The following is an 18316-nucleotide window of genomic DNA, read 5'->3' on the forward strand; positions in this document are numbered from 1 at the left end:
CGATAGTATGAATCAAAGCAATAGCGCTATTGTATCGTTGGCTAAACATTAATAAGGATGTAACGGTTATAATCACAAACGTCGACATAACCAATAAGGTAACCAAGCTTCTTTTATTGATGTTTTTCATAAGTTTTATTAGTACTCAGGTGTTAATTAACAAGGTGAAACGAGCGATATGTTTTAAGAGAAAATTCGTTTACGCTAACAAAAATTGCATATTTTCCTTTTAATGTTCTTGAAATTGACTCAGTAACCCACGGACCATTTTGCCATGCCTGGGTGTATTCGATTCTGACATTGAACTTACTAACTTCAACCAAAGGAGCTGGTTTAAAACGTCGCTTAGAGTATGTTTTTAATGATATGAAACGAGGGGATTGTTTGGATACAGTTAGCTCCGAAACCAATGCGGACGTCAACTGTTTGTTGATTCTATTACTGTCGACATCTCCTGTAGCATCGTCAATGTTTGCCTTAACTAAACTTGGAATGCTAAATACCCACGTAGTTTCAGTTTCTCTAATGAGTTTGGCGTTAGCAGGAAACCTTGCTGGATTAACTAATACACTAGTTTCCCAATTGAATTCATCTTCCTCTTGATTGTTGGTGCCAACCATTGGCTTGACGATTTCTTCACCGTTGGTATCTAATTTGATTAATTTAGCAATTGACTGTTTATCGCCACTTTCTTCTTCACTAACTTCTAAGAAGGAAATAGATTGCCCTTTTAACAAAGGCTGCCAACCAGTGACAATTTTATTTAAAGCTAGCTTATAAGCCGCTTGAGCGGTATTTGTTGAAGACTTCTCACTTGATGCAGCAACTGGGCAAAAAAGCAGGAAAATCAGGAGTACTTTATCTACTGTCATGTTCATCACCGCTTAATCGTGTGCTTGCGAAAAATAGGGCTTGCTCGACTTTATATAAAGCAAACCAGGAATTGTGGATAGTACGAAAAAGATGACAATGATAACGATATAGCCCGCCAAACCAGGGCTTTGAAATTCGCCAGTACCGGGCACCAGGTAGTCATTAATCGTTCCAATGGCGTTGATTAAGCTATGCACGATAATGGCAGGCCATAATGACTTTGTTAAGTAAACCAGACCAGCAAAACCAACCCCTATTAAGGTTGCAAAAACGACTTGTGCAAAAACGTCGAGTGCGGGCATGTTATAAAGGTTGCCAAGGTGAGCCAGACCAAATATGACCGCTTGAAAAATTGCAGCAAGAAAAACCCCTTTTTTGGTAGCGCCCCAAGCCTTAACTAGTATATAAAAACAAAGGCCGCGCATGAGCACTTCTTCAAAAAAACCAGTGGCGAAATTAGACAAAATCCAGGCAGAAACGGCATGTGTTGAAAACTGTATTTCTGTCCAGTTAACACTGGTAAAACTCAAGAAAGCAATTAGCTGTAATGGAATTGTGGCTAGAAACCATCTAGGGTGCCACGAAGATAGAGGCTTGGTTAACCCTGCGGATTCTGTCCAATTACAGTGTTTAAGGATTTTGAATACCGCGGCAGAAATTCCTGCAAGCAAAAATAATCTTGGTAAGTTAAATAGCGGTACTGGATCTGGCTCAAATATTTTAGCTAGAAATAATAACGCGACTGACAAGAATGTCATGGTGATTGTAAGCGTCGCTGGACACTCTTCCATATATTGTTTTAACGTATTCAATTTGATCGTTACCTGTTCTGTGTGATTTAGCGCTATAATGTCACCATACGCCCCATATCACGCATTATAGATTTCTATAATTTTCTATAATTACTTACATAACAACGACTTGCACTAAAATCACAATGTAGCTAAATGTCGACAATTTGTTTGCTCTAGACCATAAATAAATAGTTAAAAGTATAAAAATGTCACGTTACTATCGAATAGATGAGTTATTTTTTTACCCTCAAAAAAATGAAGTTCACCGAAAAAATGAGATTTTTAAAGTAAGGCCTAAAACGGCCGATCTACTTGCGGTATTGCTGAAAGCTAATGGTGAAATTGTTAGTAAGCATGACTTACTTCAGCAAGTATGGAGTGATGCGATTGTAGAAGAACATGTCGTTTTTCAATCGATAACTGAACTCCGTAAGATTTTTGATGACTCTTCTATTATAAAAACACACCCGAGAAAAGGTTATTCAGTTACAGCGAACATCAAAGAATGCTTTACAGCAGCTCCTGATTTAAATCCCGGTCCTAAGACATTTATTGAGAAGACAAAAAACCTTACTTGGCTTAAGTACCTTGTTGCAATGACAGCGTTTCTGTTTGCTGCAGTTTTCTATCGCTCACTCATTGATATTGAGCCCTTGGATTCTTTCGGCTCTATTATTGTTTTACCAGTGAAAAACCATATTGAAGATGCAGATCATTCATGGCTCAAATATGGCGGTATGGATTTGCTCATTAAACGCTTAAAGCCGCAAATGAAGCTTTCTGTTTTGCAAACCGAGGATGTACTAGAAATCATCAAGCGAGCTCAAGTTGATACAGACTCATTGGATACTAATGGTATTTCCAGAATTTTTGAAGTGTCAGGTGCAGAGCTTATTATTGAGCAATCCCTTTCAGGTTCAACAAGAGACTACCAATTGGTGTATAGCTTGCACAGAAAAGCTGAAACCAGGCGAGGTGCGTTGTTTTCTGAAAATGTTGAATCCTTGTTTGTTGATCTCGATGACCGAATATTAAGCTTTACAGGCATTCAAAAAAAATCACAAAGTAATAATTATCAGAACGACTTTGCAAATGAATTGGTTGCCAAAGCGATGGATCAACTTCAACTTAAAAACTTCAGTAAAGCCGCGACCTTGCTCAAAGCAGTTCTGGTTACCGAGCCTAACAACTGGACCGCATATAAACTGCTCTCCCAAGTTCTTAACCATACCGGCGAATTTGAAGAAGCAGAGCAAGTAAGCTCAGAAGGTATGCGACGTATCGCGAAAAACCCAAATGAGCTGGAACTGGTGAGAATAATGTTTTGGAATGCTTTAAGTATCACCCAGCAAAACAAATATGAACAGGCATTAATAGTGTTAGAAGAGGCAAAACGAAAAGCGAAAGCGGTTAATGATTTTTTGTATATTGCAAATATTTCCAGAGTATCAGGTAAAATTTACTTAGCTCAGCAACGTTATGATATGGCAGAAAACGAATTTAACGAGGCCCTTTCTTCCCATAGCGCTATTCAGTGTCCATTCGGTCGTTCAAATACTCTCATCGATTTAGGTGAGCTCGCTTTTCATTCCAAAGAGTTCGTAAAGGCAAAAAGTTTTTTCAGAGAGGCATTAGAACTTGCAGAAGAAAGGCATCTAGGTGATACCATTAAACTTGCTGAGCATTGGTTGGTAGAGGTCAAAAACCAGAGCAGTTTTTAATACTCATTAAGACTGAATATGTATCGAATTTTCCAAAAAGCGTGATCAGAAATTGTTCGCAACATCCGTTAAGCATTGCATAACAATATCTACATCACTGGTTTGAGTTTCCCAGTTGCTTAATGCCGCGCGAATACATTGTTTACCCTGCCATAGTCCAGGGCTAAGGAAAACGCGACCGTCCAAATTAATTGCCTTGAGAAACTTTTTTGTTTTTTGAGTCGCTTCAATATCAGATAGCCCTTCGCAATTTGGCCGAAATAAAACAACATTCAACTGGCAGTCATGAAGTAATTCGTAATCTTGAGATTTGTTAATTTCTTTCGCAAAAAATTTTGCTAATTTTACGTTCCTGTTGACCCAGTCAGCAATGCCTTTTTTTCCATAGGTTAATAAACTCAGCCACACTGGAAGCGCGCGAAACCGCCGAGAATTTTCAACACCAAGGGACAAAAAATCAGGGTCAGTCTGGTTCGTTTGTAAATATGGCGCCGGAACATTCAACGAGTTAAACAACATGTCTAAATTGCGTGTCAAAAATACACCACAATCATAAGGAACATTTAGCCATTTGTGGCAGTCGAGCGTAATCGAGTTTGCACGCTCTAATCCTCTCGTTTTTTCTCCGCCAATCAACCGTTCAAATATGCCAAACGCGGCATCCACATGCAGCCAGCATTGGTATTGCTCGCCAAGCTCACTAATGCTCTCCAAATCATCAAAGTCTGTACCGGTTACTGTACCCGCGCTGGCTATGATAACTTTCGCTTTGACTGTTGACTCGGATAGTTTGTTATCCAGATCTATCACATCCATTTGTTCCGAATTAGGTAAAGACTTTACCTTGGTAACACAATTTTGGCCTAACCCAGCCATACCAAGCGTTTTTAACATACTAGCGTGAGGTGTCGTTGAAAAGATTTCAACTGACAGACCGGCGACACCTTCTTTAGCAACATCGATTCCTTGTTTTTGCCCCGCAAACTGTCGTGAACATAACGCGCCTAAAAAATTTGAGGCTGTAGCGCCGGTTGTTACTATTCCAGAAAAACTCTCAGGCAAATCGAATAATTGGCAAAGCCAGCGAATGGTTTGTTTTTCCACCTGCGTTGCAACAGAGTCGCCCGATGAAGAGAGGTTTTGATCGAAAGTGCTGACCAACCAATCAGCAAAAGTTGCAACGGGCGTTGCACCACCAGTAACAAATCCCCAATACCGTGGACCTCTGCTGGCAGATAACTGCGGAATCACGTGGTCACAAAGTACCTCAAGTGCAGATTGAAAATCGAGCCCATTAGTCGACATTGGTAAATCAGGGAGTTTCGCGTGAGTAATCGCAACGGCTCGCTCATCCAAATCATGAAAAAAATTTTTGGTCAATAACGAAAAAGTTGCTAGAAAATTCTCAAGCTCTTGCCAGTCAGTCTTACGAGGTATCATCGCTTAATCCTGTCTTACCTGAATATCACAATTAATTATGGGATATAAATTCAGTTAAAACAGATACAGATCACAACCAATTGGACAAAACAGATGATTATAAAGTGCGGCCTAACCTCGATTGTAGCAACGTCAGCTTAAATTCTGCTTAATTTAGCACTGATTGTTACTTTTATATCAAACAGACGAACACCCTCTCCAAAAACTTAGAGATATCAACAAAACAAAAGATTACGATTGTTATCGAGTAGTGCGCAACGCTATATCAATTGAAAATATTCCACACGCGTGCATACACATTCGCAAACGTCGTTTACGTCATCAATCGAAATTTAGTAGCTAACTAAATTTAAATTTTCAGGCACCAGGTGCAAATCTTTGTATTGGCAGTGGGTGCGCACGGGCACTGAGCTGGTTCGAAAATTCCTTTATCTCATTAACCGTTTCCATCACTTCTTGCGCTTTTTCTAATACAATTTTGCCTTGTGCAGTAATACCAACCAGACTCTTACCATTTCTGGAAAAAATCTCTATGCCTAATTCTTCTTCAAGCAAGCGCAGTTGCTTACTAACACCTGGTTGGGATGTATAAAGCTTTTGCGAAGCCTGCGTGATATTCAACCCACAATCGGCAATTGCCAAAATAAATCTCAATTGTTGAAGTTTCATTGCTCTTTATTTACCTCTTTTTGGTCGTTCCATTTTTTTCCCGGACATAGCCGTGTCGCTCTCCAACTTTTTTATTATTAATTTTATTTCCTTATTATTCCTTTTTTTTATCTTTTATTCCTTCATTTATCTCATATATTTATTTAATTATTATTAATCTTTTATTGCTTGCAATCGGCACAAACTAAATGGCCATCGCATGGACACCGGCAACAGCTCTTCCTGAAGGATCTGAGTTACCTTGAAAACTTGCATCCCAAGCCAATGCTTCTTTAGTACTACAAGCAATTGACTTTCCACCAGGGACAGTAACCGCCGCACTGTTACTGTTAAACCGAGCTGCAAATAGTCTTCGATACAACAAACCTTCTTTGGTGTCCGGCGTATTGATCGGAAAATCAACAGCCGCTCTTTCAAATTCTAGATCGCTAATTTCTGCCTCAGCATAATCCTTAAGCGAATCAATCCACGAGTAACCCACGCCATCAGAAAACTGCTCTTTTTGTCGCCACAAAATCTCTTCTGGTAAATAACCTTCAAAAGCTTCCCGCAGGATATGTTTTTCAATTTTACCGCCACCACACATTTTAGCTTCCGGGCTTATGCTCATTGCAGCATCAAGAAACTTACGGTCAAGGAATGGGACTCTTGCTTCAACTCCCCATGCAGCCATGGATTTATTCGCTCGCAAACAATCAAATTGATGAAGTCGTTCTAATTTTCGCACTGTTTCTTCATGGAACTCTTTCGCATTTGGTGCTTTATGAAAGTAAAGGTAACCACCAAATATTTCATCAGCGCCTTCACCAGACAACACCATCTTGATACCCATGGATTTAATTTTCCGCGCCATTAAAAACATAGGTGTCGATGCCCTCACCGTGGTTACATCGTATGTTTCCAGGTGGTAAATCACATCAGAAAGCGCATCTAGTCCTTGTTGTACCGTAAAATGAATTTCATGATGGATAGTACCGATTTTTTCTGCCACTTTTTGTGCGGCTTTCAAATCTGGCGATCCTTTTAGTCCGACAGCAAATGAATGAAGCTGGGGCCACCAGGCTGGAGAATTCTGATCATCTTCCACCCTTTTGGCTGCATTTAACTGAGCGATTGCAGAAACTACCGACGAATCAAGACCACCGGACAACAATACGCCGTAAGGCACATCTGACATCATATGTTTCTTGACGGATTCGACCATTGCTTCGCGAATATCGACAGGTGAAGCAGGTTGGGTTGCGACATTACTGTAGTCTTTCCAATCGGGTTGATAATAGGCGCGGATTTCGCCTATCTGGCTGTCAAGGTAGTGCCCCGGAGGAAAACTATGCACTTCTTCACATATATCAACCAGGGTTTTCATCTCCGAGGCAACAAACAGTTGGCGTTGTTTATCATAGCCATAATAAAGGGGGATAATACCAATTGGATCGCGGGCAACCAGGTATCGCTTTTCCTTGTCATCAAACAGGATAAAAGCGAACATTCCCTCCAATTGATTTAAACGATGTTCGATCTGTTGTCGGGACACAACGGCACCTGACTTACGATCTTCTGCGTATAACCCTAACAATACTTCACAGTCTGACTCAGTTTGAAATGCATAGTCAGTCACTTCAGCCTGTGCTAGCGCTTTGTGGTTATATATCTCGCCATTAACTAGCAGTGCCAGGTCGCCATCTTCATTGAGTAGAGGTTGTTCACCACTATTGATATCAACTATCGCAAGCCGTTCATGGACCAGCACAGCAGAATCGTTTGTCCAGATACCTGACCAATCAGGTCCTCGGTGTCTTTGCTTTTTGGACTGCTCAAGCGCCAGGCTACGCAGCGCCTGAGGATCTTGCTGAATATCCAAAATACCGAAAATAGAACACATGGTTATTTCACCTTTTACATCAATTAACTATTTAAGCTAAGGTCTTATAAGCTCGGGTTTCATAAGCTAGAGCTTTAAGCGATTAATTACACCAACGCTTTACACAATAGTTAACCAAATCAAGCTATTTGTGAATAGAACAAAACAAAAACAACCAAACAGGTGAATAATATTTAAAATTAGGTTAGTATTTTTCAAAATCGTTAAAAAAAGAGGGCTAAACCCGTGCAAAGTCAACAAATCGATAATTTGGATAAAAATATTCTAAATGCATTAATTGAAGACGCCAGAACGCCCTATGCCGAATTGGGCAAGCGGTTTAAAGTGAGCCCTGCGACTATCCATGTTCGTATCGAAAAAATGAAAGCCGTCGGCATTATTGCCGGAACCCGACTATCTGTAGAGCCTAAGCAACTTGGGTATGACGTCTGCTGTTTTATTGGCATAAGCTTGAGTAGCGCGCGAGATTATCCAGAAGTCATCAAACAGCTCAAACAAATTGACGAGGTGGTTGAAGCCTATTACACCACCGGTAAATACAGCGTTTTTACAAAAATTATGTGTCGTTCGAACGATGATTTGCAGTGGTTGTTACTCGATAAAATACAGTCAATAGAAAAAATTCGCGCAACCGAAACTTTTATATCGCTGCAAAATCCGATTCATCGGACAATTCAGCTTTAACTGGTAATTTTTTCACTTTTGATAAGAGGCAGGTTACATGTGTGGCGCATTCGGCATTAATCAGAATAGTTCATTGATCAAAATATTACTCGAAGCACTGCATATTTCCACCGAAATAGAGAGTGACTTGAATATCAGGCCAAACGCCAGAATTCCCATTTCTATTGGTCAAGGTGGTCAAGCTACAGGCGTTGAAGCTAATTGGTGGCTTTTTCAAAAGAGAACTGAAACAGGCTTTACCTATCACAATCAATGGCGTTCATTTAATACACGCAAAGATAAACTTTTTTCTAATCGCCAAGCAGATTTTTCATATAGACGTTGTGTTATTCCCGCCAGTTGTTTTTATGAGTGGAAAGGCAACCGCTACAAAATTGAACCCGTAGATAAAGCAATCGCGTTCGGCGGTTTATATAAAGTGTGGCACGCCGGCGATGAACCTCCCCACTACTCCTGCTCGATCATCACACTTCCACCACACCCGAAGCTTTGTCACATTCATGATAAATCGATACCACTCATGTTGCTGCCGGAAGAAATTACTCCCTGGCTTGACGACTCTTTTCATAACCCCAATTATTGGTTGCCGACTCTTGAAACCAAAATCAGATTTGATTTGAGAGTCACGCCCGTTGACAAAAAAGAGCCAGGTAAAGAAATCGGCGAAAGTGAAATCATTCCAGCCGATTAAGCCGCCATGCCTTCGAGATAGTTTATTCTGCTAGCGAAAGCTGTTTTTGCTCTAAAAGCTTGAAAATATTCTGCCCAACTATCGTGTTGTCCAAATGCCCACGAAAGCTTTCACTTCCAGGTCCCAACGCGTAAAGGAAAACATCAACACCAGTATGACCATAGGTCGTCCAACCGGTATAACTCCTTTTAGAAATTACCTCACTCACCAAACGTCGTGTTTTATCCCAGCTTTTTAAGTTGGATTCGCGCAATAATTGCTTTTCTGCTTCATTGAGTTTAAGTGAAGTCGCCTTATGAAATTCAGCAACAAGATTGCCTGATCGCTGAGCCTCTGTTGTAATTTTGGCTGGCGTATACTTAAATGACCGGATAACCTCTACATCCCAATGGTATCGGTCTTCGCCAGTCCACCTGGAGCCAATTGATAATCCACCGGTCTCATGATCGGCGGTGGCAACGACCAATGTATTACCATCGGCTTTTGCAAAGTCCACGGCCGTTTTCATTGCGGCTTCAAAGTCCGCCATTTCAGAAATTACACCAACAATATCATTCTCATGGGCAGCCCAGTCAATCTGGCTACCTTCCACAACCAGGAAAAAACCCTTTGGATTTTTTGAAAGCTGCTCAATGGCCACTTGTGTCATCTCGGCCAGGGAAGGTGTGTGACTATCACGATCCCACATTTTCGGTAAGCCTTCTTTAGCGAATAGACCAATAAGTTTTTCGCTATCAGCTTTGAGTAGTTCTTTTTTACTATCGACCACTGTGTAGCCTGCCTGAATAAACTCAGACAACAGGTTTCTGTCCTTTCGGACAAAGTAATTTAATCCGCCACCCAGCATTACATCAACCATTGGTGAGCCATCTTTCTGATTGTCAAAATACTGATCGGCAATATTATTTTTTTGCTCTCTATCAATCTGATGACTGGCAAACGCAGCTGGTGTAGCGTGTACAATTTCTGAGGTAGCGACCAACCCTGTAGACAAGCCAATGTTTTTAGCCTGTTCCAGAACCGTTTTATAGTGATTACCATTTTTGTCAATCGACAATGCACCGTTTACCGTCCGCTTTCCTGTTGCATAGGCGGTTGCGGAAGCCGCAGAATCCGTCACGTTTTCTTTAGAATCATAAGAATTGGTACTTAAACTTCCCACCAGGTAATCATCAAAAACCAATTTTTCTTCTTCAGCAGTTTCGGGATTGTCTTTAAACATTCGGTACGCTTTGATATGAGCCGGCCCCATGCCGTCACCAACCAGCAGAATAATATTCTTTGGTTTAGGTGATGAATTAGTCGGCGAATTAGCTGGTGGTTCAATCGTGACCGGCGCACTATCGCAGGCTGACAAAATGACAACCAGAGAAAAACTCAGGAGTTTCATGGATTATTTGTTGCAGTATCAAAATTAGATAGCGGTATTCTATATCAATTCACCAATTGATTAACATCGCATTATTAACACTTGCATCTACATGCCCTTCGCAAGCCTCCAGACAGACGGTTTCGCTGCTATTTACAAGAGTAAAAAATCAATCAGGCAACAGCATCATCGGCATCACCAACCTTAGAGGAGGGCAAAAATTCTGGTTTAGCGAGCTGACTAAATGCGTAAGCGATTACCAGAAATAATATTGGTTCAGTGACATCTGCTTGACCAACGGAGATAAATAACTGACATATTTCAATACCAGAGACAATCGCTAACCCGATTAAAATTGCCTTTATTTTATCTCCCCAATAGGCTTGCGCAAAGTGGGCTAAGCATCCAAACGTAAATAATCGTTCCAGGAAATTATAGGTGTTCACCCACATAGAGCCACTCAAATAACTGCCCAAGGGTGTCCAATTGAAATTAGACACGAACATTTTTTGATGCCACGGAAATAAATTTTTAACCACTAATGCAATCGCTGTGAGTGCAACGATAACGACAAGCTGTTTTGAATCTGGCACTTTAAACGCGAGTACTCCACCAATTAGCGCTGAAATAATAAAAGTAAAATCAACATCGTTATGAGCAATCAGAAGTTTTAGTAAAACAACAACAAAGACAAGACCTAAAGTGTTCAGGTAATTAAGGCGTCGCCAAGGATTGTCTTTAATTAATGTCAGAAAACAATACCAGAATACACTTTGCGCAAAACACTGATACCAAATTAGATAAGGTGAATTGGCGATTGCAGCAATACTATCGATAAAACTGATCATGCTCCAGTCGGGAAAAAATGGGAACAACTGATACAAAAACCAAAACATCACCAAAATAATAGGTACGACATATTGGCTGTGCCATTCGCGATTAAGTCTGGGATTCAATTGCATTTGCTGCTGCACAATAATCGCGACAATAATACCGATTAAAATTCCCCATAAGTTAACCATCGCATCGCCAACGGTCGGAACGCGGCTGGGTAAAAAGAATTGAGCCATTTGAAGAAGATAAGCAAATGCAAATCCCAAAAATAAAATCACTATCGCACGTCGACGTATTGGTGTTTTTTCTAAAGGCGCATAGAAAAAAGCAAAATATCCGAGAGGAATAAAGGTAAGAAAATTGCTCAAAACGTCACCGTTAGTGGTTTTGTGTGCAATACTGATCCCCCAATCAAGCCAAGCTATCTGACTAAAATCGGGCCATACGAAGTTAAACGGATAGAGCGATCCGTAAACAATTATTGTAATAACAATCCATAACAACGAACGCATGATAATTTGTTATCCAAAACCTTTAATAGTCAAGACCCTCTGGCATTTTTTAAGGTTAAACAGTCGTATCTCAGTTAGTTAAAAACAATTTCCGTTGACAAATAGGTTAATTCCTACATAAAACAATACTAACTCTAAAGACCCCCGTCGGCCAACCGCTATTTCAATTTGGACGCATATTTTCAGATATCTTGGAATATCGACAAGCATTGGGTATCCTTGCGTGCACTATCAATTTCCTCGCGGTGTGGAATCTTTGTCCGATAATATCCGAAACTTGGTGATCCTTGGAGGCTATGGAAACTTCGGTAAACGTATTGCACAACATTTGTGTCAACACAAAACAAAAACAATTTATATCGCCGGTAGAAACCAGGCAAAGGCCGAAGCCGCTTGTGCGTCTCTTTCAGAACTAACCGATCATCAAAAATTAATACCGCTGAAATTAAATACCGAAGGGCTGGATTTTATGAGCAGTTTAAAAGCGGTCTCGCCGGATATATTGATCCATACCGCAGGGCCATTTCAGAGGCAACATTATCACGTACCTCAGGCATGTATTGATGCTGATTGTCATTACATTGATCTCGCCGATGATCGCCGCTTCGTCTGTGACATAGGTCAGCTCAATCAACAAGCGAAAGACAAAAATCTATTAGTCGTATCAGGCGCCAGCTCAGTACCAGGCCTCTCCTCAACGGTAATCAGCCAATTAGCACTGGAATACAAATCCCTGGAAACTATTGATATCGCAATTGCGCCTGGCAATAAAGCAGAAAGAGGGATGGCAACACTCACAGGCATTTTATCCTATACAGGACATCCTTTTGCATCATTTATTGATGGTCAGTGGCAAACGATCTACGGGTGGATGTCCTCTCGTCAAATCGACTTCGGTGAATCTGTCGGTAAACGCTGGTTAGCAAACGTAGACGTTCCCGACCTCGAACTTTTCCCTGGTTTTTATGCCGGGATAAAAACAGTTCGTTTTCAGGCCGGCCTCGAATTAGCGTTACTTCATCGCACCATGGAAATGATGGCATGGCTGGCAAAGAAAAAATGGGTGAAGAATTGGGCGCCATTAGCTCCTCTTATTTTCAAAATTAGCCAAGGTTTTAATTTCTTCGGTAGTGATATCGGCGGCATGAGAGTTCAGCTTGATGGTATCAACCACAACAATCAGCAACAACAAACGCAGTGGACTCTGATTGCAGAAAACGGTATCGGGCCGTTTATTCCAACTTTTCCCTCCATTATTCTGGCTAACAAACTGATAGCCGGAGATATCACAGACTATGGCGCAAAACCCTGTCTCAATCTATTTTCTCTAACCGAATTTGATTTCATCGCGGGCCCACTCGGCATCTATAATAAAACTATCCGTGAGAATATTACCCAGCCTGTTTCCCCTCTCACCGCAGCCAATCCAACTGGAGCCAATCGTGGATAGCTACCTGACAGTAAAACTCATTCATATTATCGCTGCCGTGGTCGTTGCTGGAACAGGAAGTGGGATCGCTTTCTTTATGTTAATGGCGGTAAAATCAAAGGAGCCGCAAGTCATCAGAGTTATTTGTCGCCATGTGGTTTTAGCCGACTGGTTATTCACCGCACCGGCGGTAGTGATACAGTTAATTTCCGGTTTATATTTAATGGAGTTACTTGGTTATTCTTTTACTTCCCCCTGGTTTGCTGCCGTTATCAGTTTATTTATTTTCATCGGCATATGCTGGCTACCGGTTATTATCATTCAATACAAATTGAGAAAATTATCTGCAGAGAAATCTTTTCGCCTCGATAGCTCCCTTAAATTTCAACAGTTATTCAAGCGCTGGATTTTCCTGGGCATTCCGGCTTTCACAGCAATTCTGATACTTTTCTGGCTGATGGTGTTTAAACCATTAGCTGTCACATAATCATGATTTCGATAACTGAATTAATATGTCTTACTCACATCTGACACTCATTAGACTCAGCTTGGCATCGTTATGGATATTCACTGCCTTAACCTCACTTGTTTGGGGTTATCAGACCGGAGTCGACATTTTAATCAGTGCTAAATTTCACAACATTCGTATCGACGAATCAACGGCAAGGCTGCTCGTATATGCGGGCAGTGGCGTCGATTTCATTATTGGAGTCTGGTTGTTATCAAACCGCTCAATCAAGCTTTGTTGTAATATTCAAATTTTTGTCATTATTATTTTTACGCTTTTAATCACTATCATTGACGCGAGTTACTGGTTTCATCCTTTTGGTCCGATCACCAAAAATATTCCGATACTGGTTTTGATATTAATTTATCGGGCACAATTAAAAACTAATTCGTCGTAAACCAAACCAGGTAGCCTTTTATCGCCATAATAATGACTAATACAGTGATTGCCGCATAACAAATATAAGCCAAAGCGGCTCTCCAAATTCCCGATAAAAATGAACTCTGGAAAAAAACCAGGATAGACCAAATACTGTAAACGATTGCAAACAATCCCTGCAGAGTATCAATAATTTTATTCGGCGAAAGCTGTGTAATGAGCAAAAAGGTTGTTATTATCGCGAGGTTGGCATTCAAGTAAAATAAAAATGCAGTGACTTCACCAGCAGTTCTTTTTTTACCAAAAAAAAGCCCCAGAAAAAAGCCACAAACCGGCACAAAGGCCAACATAATGAAATGACTATATCGCAGAACCCACTGAGCAATGAGCTGTTTTTTATCATCAGGTATATTAATAAAATCAGGCAACACCAACTGAGCCTGAGGCACACGGCCTTCGGCTTGCAGTAACTGCATGATTAGTAAACTCATCCCCATAGTGATGATGAAGTATTTGACCGGATGAATAAAACGAATTCTCTTTCCCAAAACATAATTCAAACTGGCCTTTCCCGGGTTAACTAACATTTCGCGAATAGTCACAAATAGCCGGCTATCGTAATCAAAAACCTGAGAAAATGTATGGCGAATCGATTTGGCCATAGTTATCGTTTGGGTGTGAGTATTTTGGCCGCAGTTTGCACAGAAATTTCCACTGGCAAGATAACCACAGTTAAGGCACTCGGTCATGAATTCTTTTTCCATAGAGCCCATTCCTCTCTATTTTTTATTCTTATCTTTTACACTGAGACTATCAAATATTTTGATCAACCAACAGCTTATTTAATCGTCAACTTCAACATATCTACTTAATCAATCGTCTCGACCAATTCGGATTTGTGTTTTAATCAATTCCCAATATAATGTCGCGCGACAAAACTATCTATTTTTAAGATAGTTGGCTAAAGTTATAAAGATGTGATCAGGGAATAAACCAACAAATCAATAATGGAAATGAATAAAATTAACCAATTAACTCGATACTTCATTCTGGCAACCTGCTTTTTCCAATCGCTCATCATTTCTGCCGCAGAAACTTCTGTTCAGCGAAAAAAGATTAACTACCAACTGCCGCATGTCGCGGAAACCATTAACGTTGATGCCAGTCTTAATGAATCGGCATGGCAACAGGCGCTAAAAATCGAACTAAATTATGAAACTGATCCTGGTGAAAACACTACACCACCGGTAAAAACAGAAGTTTTTTTGTTCGAAAATGGTGACACGCTTTTCGTCGGCTTTAATGCTCATGACCCAGATCCATCAGCCATCAGAGACTATTTGACTGATCGTGATGATGTTTGGAGTAGCGATTTTGTCGGTATCAAATTTGATACTTTTGGAGAATCACGTAAAGCCTTTCAATTTTTTGTTAATGCCCTTGGGGTTCAGGCAGACGCCACCCAGGAAGATTTTCGCGGTGACGACTCTAACTGGGATGCCATCTGGGATAGCGCGGGTCGTGTGACAGAAACAGGTTATATCGTTGAAATGGCCATTCCACTGCGCGCGCTTCGTTTCCCCGAAAAGCAAGGTTTTCAAACCTGGCCGATGGAAATATTAAGATTCTACCCGCGAGAATTTCGCCATCGTATCGCCAGCTCACCGGTTAACCGAAATATTCCTTGCCGTGTTTGCCAATTTGACCACTTAATCGGGTTTTCTGATATTAAACCGTCTAAAAACCTTAGCTTTACCCCGACACTGGTTGTCGCTCAGTCAGACAGCCGGGAAGACGCGTTTTCGGAATGGGACGAAGGGGATATCGACAACGAAGTTGGTTTAGATTTTCGTTGGGGAATTACACAGGATATCATTCTGAATGCGACCTTTAACCCCGACTTTTCTCAAGTGGAAGCAGATTCGGCACAACTGGATATCAACAATACCTTCACCATTTTTCTCGAAGAGAAACGCCCTTTCTTTTTGGATGGTGCGGACTATTTTAATACCCTGAATCGCCTGGTTCATACGCGGGATATTATCGAACCAGACTTTGGCCTTAAAGTTACAGGACAGAATAACGGACATAGCTTCGGCGTATTCACGGCTGACGACAAACACACCAGCTTTCTAGTGCCAGGAAACCAGGGGTCAGAGCTGGTGCTATTAGAAAATGCCAAAAGTGAAAACCAGGTTCTGCGTTACTCCTATGACCTGGGTAACAAAAATACAATCGGCGTTTTAGTAACGAATCGCGATGGCGATGATTATTCAAACCAGGTAACTTCGATTGACGGCAAATATTGGTTTGACGGTAACAACTCCATTCAGATCCAGTATATGAGCTCTGACAGCCGCTATGCTGACGTAGTCATTGACGAGTATGACTCAGTCAGCGTGAAAAATATTTCAGACGACGCCTACAGTATTAATTTTGATCATGAGTCACGTAACTGGTGGGCTTACGCGAGCTACAATGAGTTTGGCAAAGATTTTCGCGCAGATCTGGGCTTTCTAAGCCGAGTAAACTATGACAAAAGCGTCATCGGACTTGGGTATAAATGGTTTCCCGAAAACAATAACACCTGGTGGAATAAAATCACTCTAGGCGGCGACTGGGATGTTACTTACGACAACGATAATCTTAAACTAGAACAAGAAAGCGAACTTAATTTCAGGCTATTTGCAGCGCTCCAATCAGAGACTGGCTTTGGGTTCGGGAAACGTGACCGTTATTATGATGGTGACGAATTCGACAATACACCTGGAAATTATTTTGACGAACAGTTTATCTATTTCTTTTCGTTCTTAAAACCGGTAGAGGGTCTAAAAATCGGCTCTGAATTTGAATGGCAAGACGAAGTTGATGTGAGTAATGAGAGGCTTGGGGAATCTTTCAGGATCTCTCCCGACGTAACCTGGCAGTTTAACCGCCATTGGACCTCCCGCCTTGAGTATACTATTTTAGATTTCGATGTTCCCGATGGTGACCTTTTCGACGCCAAAGTGCTCAATTTCAGATTAACTTACCAGATTGATGTGCGGAGTTTGCTCAGATTTACGGTACAAGGTTTAGATATTAAAAGAACCCCGGGGCTGTATCTGGATGACGTTGATGCCAGAGAAAAATCGCTGAACACACAGCTATTGTATTCCTATAAGATAAATCCCCAGACACTGTTTTTTGCAGGCTACTCCGATCAGGGCTATCAAGATGATGACCTTGATAGTATCAAGAAAACAGGCCGTTCGTTATTTATGAAATTCAGTTATGCCTGGCAGCTTTAGCTATCAGTTTTAACTGTCAGTCCTGGTTTTCGTCCTGGCGCCAGGCATCCAAACTTAAACCTGAACTCGTAATTCGAAGTACAAATGCCGAGTTCAGATGAGGGAGCTATGAGCGCTACTGCCAGCGCTTCAGAGTGGGAATAAATGAATTAGCCAACTGTTCAGCTTGTTCTTGCGGCATACCAAGTTCACCGGTCATGTTTGCTATCGAGCTATCTATCATTTGCTGGAGTGTCTGTTCTGGTTGAACAAACGCACCATCCTTAAAACAAATGCTGCAATATTCCTGGTGAAAACTCCCATCTCCCATGGTCCCAAGGTTACCGAAACTTTCTGAAATGGGCATTCCACAACTTTGACAGCGTGGTTTATCGTTACTTACTTCGTTGGTACTCATAGTTATTCTCTTAAAAATCAAATTGTTAGCTTAAACTTCTATTAATGACGTCGAGTTCTGACATTACATTACGTTAAAAAACTCCCACCTGCTTATGCTCAGTAGTAAGAGTCTTCACTATTTTTTTAATTTATTTGTAACATATCAAAGCCAACGCCGTCTCTGTTAACGCTACTTTTTGATAGTCCCCTAATTTGCCGCACTTAATGTGCGGCTTTTTTTTGGCCACCATTTAAGTAATAACTTAACCGCACTCATTTCCCATCGAAGCAAACCACTCAGCCCCTCTTTGAGCAATTTCTTCGCCAGTCAAATCTTCCATATGAGTGGCAATTGACCAAATATGACCTGAGGGATCGCGTACCTGGCAATAACGATCACCCCAAAACATATCTGCAGGCGGCATCACTTCTTCCGCCCCAGCGGTAAGCGCTTGCTGATAAGCATTATCTGTGTCCTCAACATACAAACAAATAAAACAACTGCTCCCACCGAGTTGATTAGGGGCTTTAGGGCCTTCTTCTCCCCATTGATTACTACCCACCATCACCATTGCATCACCTATTTTTAACTCCGCGTGCATCAATAAATCATCAGGGCCAGGCATACACATGGTAATTTCGGCATTAAAAGCAGATTTATAAAACTCCAACATATCGGCACCACCATTGATGATGATATGTGGTGTAATGCTGGTGAAACCTTCAGGAATTGGATTAGCCATGAAAACGCTCCTTTTTAATCGAGAATAAGTGAAATAAACGGTTGAGCTCTCTAGATTGAGTAAATTGAACTTTCCTCAACTCAATTTTGGTGAACGACAACCTGATTTTTACTTCCAATAC

17 protein-coding genes are annotated in these 18316 nt (G+C 41.1%); 7 read left to right on the plus strand and 10 right to left on the minus strand.

All coding sequences use genetic code 11. The annotated features are described in order from the left end of the window. Positions 1–152 precede the first annotated feature (152 nt). The gene (locus FLL46_RS19775) at positions 153–872 is read right to left on the minus strand and encodes a hypothetical protein (protein ID WP_142933084.1); all 720 of its coding nucleotides are present in this window, start codon (positions 870–872) and stop codon (positions 153–155) included. 12 nt (positions 873–884) lie between these two features. Continuing rightward, positions 885–1685 (minus strand): CPBP family intramembrane glutamic endopeptidase, encoded by an 801-nt coding sequence (locus FLL46_RS19780; protein WP_142933085.1) that lies wholly within the window; start codon positions 1683–1685, stop codon positions 885–887. A gap of 188 nt (positions 1686–1873) precedes the next feature. Here FLL46_RS19780 and FLL46_RS19785 point away from each other — a divergent pair, with 188 nt between their 5' ends. Further along, complete coding sequence (locus FLL46_RS19785; RefSeq protein ID WP_142933086.1) at positions 1874–3388, plus strand: winged helix-turn-helix domain-containing protein; 1515 nt, start codon at positions 1874–1876, stop codon at positions 3386–3388. A gap of 45 nt (positions 3389–3433) precedes the next feature. On the opposite strand, the gene FLL46_RS19790 is transcribed toward FLL46_RS19785, so the two are convergent. The 3 genes from FLL46_RS19790 to asnB form a co-directional block, all read right to left on the minus strand. Continuing rightward, positions 3434–4828: a pyridoxal phosphate-dependent decarboxylase family protein gene (locus FLL46_RS19790; protein ID WP_142933087.1), complete on the minus strand. Its 1395-nt coding sequence runs from the start codon at positions 4826–4828 to the stop codon at positions 3434–3436. Positions 4829–5185: 357 nt separating this feature from the next. Then, positions 5186–5497 carry a LysR family transcriptional regulator gene (locus FLL46_RS19795; protein ID WP_142933088.1) on the minus strand — a complete coding sequence of 104 codons (312 nt, stop codon included), beginning with the start codon at positions 5495–5497 and terminating at the stop codon, positions 5186–5188. A 184-nt stretch (positions 5498–5681) separates the two neighbouring features. After that, complete coding sequence (asnB, locus tag FLL46_RS19800; RefSeq protein ID WP_142933089.1) at positions 5682–7379, minus strand: asparagine synthase B; 1698 nt, start codon at positions 7377–7379, stop codon at positions 5682–5684. A 225-nt stretch (positions 7380–7604) separates the two neighbouring features. On the opposite strand from asnB, the gene asnC reads away from it, so the two are divergent. Then, a complete protein-coding gene (gene asnC / locus FLL46_RS19805) occupies positions 7605–8063 on the plus strand; it encodes a transcriptional regulator AsnC (RefSeq protein ID WP_142933090.1) in 459 nt (152 codons plus the stop codon). Between the two features lie 37 nt (positions 8064–8100). After that, complete coding sequence (locus FLL46_RS19810) at positions 8101–8754, plus strand: SOS response-associated peptidase family protein (protein WP_142933091.1); 654 nt, start codon at positions 8101–8103, stop codon at positions 8752–8754. Positions 8755–8776: 22 nt separating this feature from the next. On the opposite strand, the gene FLL46_RS19815 is transcribed toward FLL46_RS19810, so the two are convergent. Together FLL46_RS19815 and FLL46_RS19820 are read right to left on the minus strand one after the other, a co-directional pair. Continuing rightward, the gene (locus FLL46_RS19815; RefSeq protein ID WP_142933092.1) at positions 8777–10144 is read right to left on the minus strand and encodes an alkaline phosphatase; all 1368 of its coding nucleotides are present in this window, start codon (positions 10142–10144) and stop codon (positions 8777–8779) included. Between the two features lie 152 nt (positions 10145–10296). After that, positions 10297–11469, minus strand: a complete 1173-nt coding sequence (locus FLL46_RS19820; RefSeq protein ID WP_142933093.1) for a VanZ family protein — start codon at positions 11467–11469, stop codon at positions 10297–10299. A gap of 223 nt (positions 11470–11692) precedes the next feature. On the opposite strand from FLL46_RS19820, the gene FLL46_RS19825 reads away from it, so the two are divergent. Genes FLL46_RS19825 through FLL46_RS19835 form a run of 3 tightly spaced genes read left to right on the plus strand, consistent with a single transcriptional unit; the run spans position 11693 to position 13803 of the window. Then, positions 11693–12919: a saccharopine dehydrogenase family protein gene (locus tag FLL46_RS19825; protein ID WP_246119359.1), complete on the plus strand. Its 1227-nt coding sequence runs from the start codon at positions 11693–11695 to the stop codon at positions 12917–12919. Further along, a complete protein-coding gene (locus FLL46_RS19830; protein ID WP_142933094.1) occupies positions 12912–13385 on the plus strand; it encodes a DUF2269 family protein in 474 nt (157 codons plus the stop codon). Before FLL46_RS19825 ends, FLL46_RS19830 begins: the two co-directional genes overlap by 8 nt. Before the next feature lie 25 nt (positions 13386–13410). Beyond that, positions 13411–13803, plus strand: a complete 393-nt coding sequence (locus FLL46_RS19835; protein ID WP_142933095.1) for a DoxX-like family protein — start codon at positions 13411–13413, stop codon at positions 13801–13803. Here the strand turns inward: FLL46_RS19835 and FLL46_RS19840 are convergent. Next, positions 13790–14548: a DUF3667 domain-containing protein gene (locus FLL46_RS19840; protein ID WP_168204253.1), complete on the minus strand. Its 759-nt coding sequence runs from the start codon at positions 14546–14548 to the stop codon at positions 13790–13792. The genes FLL46_RS19835 and FLL46_RS19840 overlap by 14 nt on opposite strands. Before the next feature lie 249 nt (positions 14549–14797). Between FLL46_RS19840 and FLL46_RS19845 the strand changes: the two genes are divergently transcribed. Continuing rightward, positions 14798–17074 (plus strand): carbohydrate binding family 9 domain-containing protein, encoded by a 2277-nt coding sequence (locus tag FLL46_RS19845; protein ID WP_168204254.1) that lies wholly within the window; start codon positions 14798–14800, stop codon positions 17072–17074. Positions 17075–17189: 115 nt separating this feature from the next. On the opposite strand, the gene FLL46_RS19850 is transcribed toward FLL46_RS19845, so the two are convergent. Beyond that, on the minus strand, positions 17190–17471 hold the full coding sequence (locus FLL46_RS19850) for a zinc ribbon domain-containing protein (protein ID WP_142933098.1): 282 nt from the start codon (positions 17469–17471) through the stop codon (positions 17190–17192). Between the two features lie 244 nt (positions 17472–17715). Further along, on the minus strand, positions 17716–18195 hold the full coding sequence (locus FLL46_RS19855; protein ID WP_142933099.1) for a VOC family protein: 480 nt from the start codon (positions 18193–18195) through the stop codon (positions 17716–17718). Positions 18196–18316 lie beyond the last annotated feature (121 nt).

This window comes from Aliikangiella coralliicola (genome assembly GCF_007004725.1).
Lineage (GTDB): Bacteria > Pseudomonadota > Gammaproteobacteria > Enterobacterales > Kangiellaceae > Aliikangiella > Aliikangiella coralliicola.

Excerpts from the sequence above, each read along its gene's own strand:
- FLL46_RS19775 (WP_142933084.1), bottom strand. The coding sequence starts at position 872 with ATGACAGTAGATAAAGTACTCCTGATTTTCCTGCTTTTTTGCCCAGTT.
- FLL46_RS19785 (WP_142933086.1), top strand. The coding sequence starts at position 1,874 with ATGTCACGTTACTATCGAATAGATGAGTTATTTTTTTACCCTCAAAAA.
- FLL46_RS19790 (WP_142933087.1), bottom strand. The coding sequence starts at position 4,828 with ATGATACCTCGTAAGACTGACTGGCAAGAGCTTGAGAATTTTCTAGCA.
- FLL46_RS19795 (WP_142933088.1), bottom strand. The coding sequence starts at position 5,497 with ATGAAACTTCAACAATTGAGATTTATTTTGGCAATTGCCGATTGTGGG.
- asnB (WP_142933089.1), bottom strand. The coding sequence starts at position 7,379 with ATGTGTTCTATTTTCGGTATTTTGGATATTCAGCAAGATCCTCAGGCG.
- FLL46_RS19810 (WP_142933091.1), top strand. The coding sequence starts at position 8,101 with ATGTGTGGCGCATTCGGCATTAATCAGAATAGTTCATTGATCAAAATA.
- FLL46_RS19815 (WP_142933092.1), bottom strand. The coding sequence starts at position 10,144 with ATGAAACTCCTGAGTTTTTCTCTGGTTGTCATTTTGTCAGCCTGCGAT.
- FLL46_RS19820 (WP_142933093.1), bottom strand. The coding sequence starts at position 11,469 with ATGCGTTCGTTGTTATGGATTGTTATTACAATAATTGTTTACGGATCG.
- FLL46_RS19835 (WP_142933095.1), top strand. The coding sequence starts at position 13,411 with ATGTCTTACTCACATCTGACACTCATTAGACTCAGCTTGGCATCGTTA.
- FLL46_RS19840 (WP_168204253.1), bottom strand. The coding sequence starts at position 14,548 with ATGGAAAAAGAATTCATGACCGAGTGCCTTAACTGTGGTTATCTTGCC.
- FLL46_RS19845 (WP_168204254.1), top strand. The coding sequence starts at position 14,798 with ATGAATAAAATTAACCAATTAACTCGATACTTCATTCTGGCAACCTGC.
- FLL46_RS19850 (WP_142933098.1), bottom strand. The coding sequence starts at position 17,471 with ATGAGTACCAACGAAGTAAGTAACGATAAACCACGCTGTCAAAGTTGT.
- FLL46_RS19855 (WP_142933099.1), bottom strand. The coding sequence starts at position 18,195 with ATGGCTAATCCAATTCCTGAAGGTTTCACCAGCATTACACCACATATC.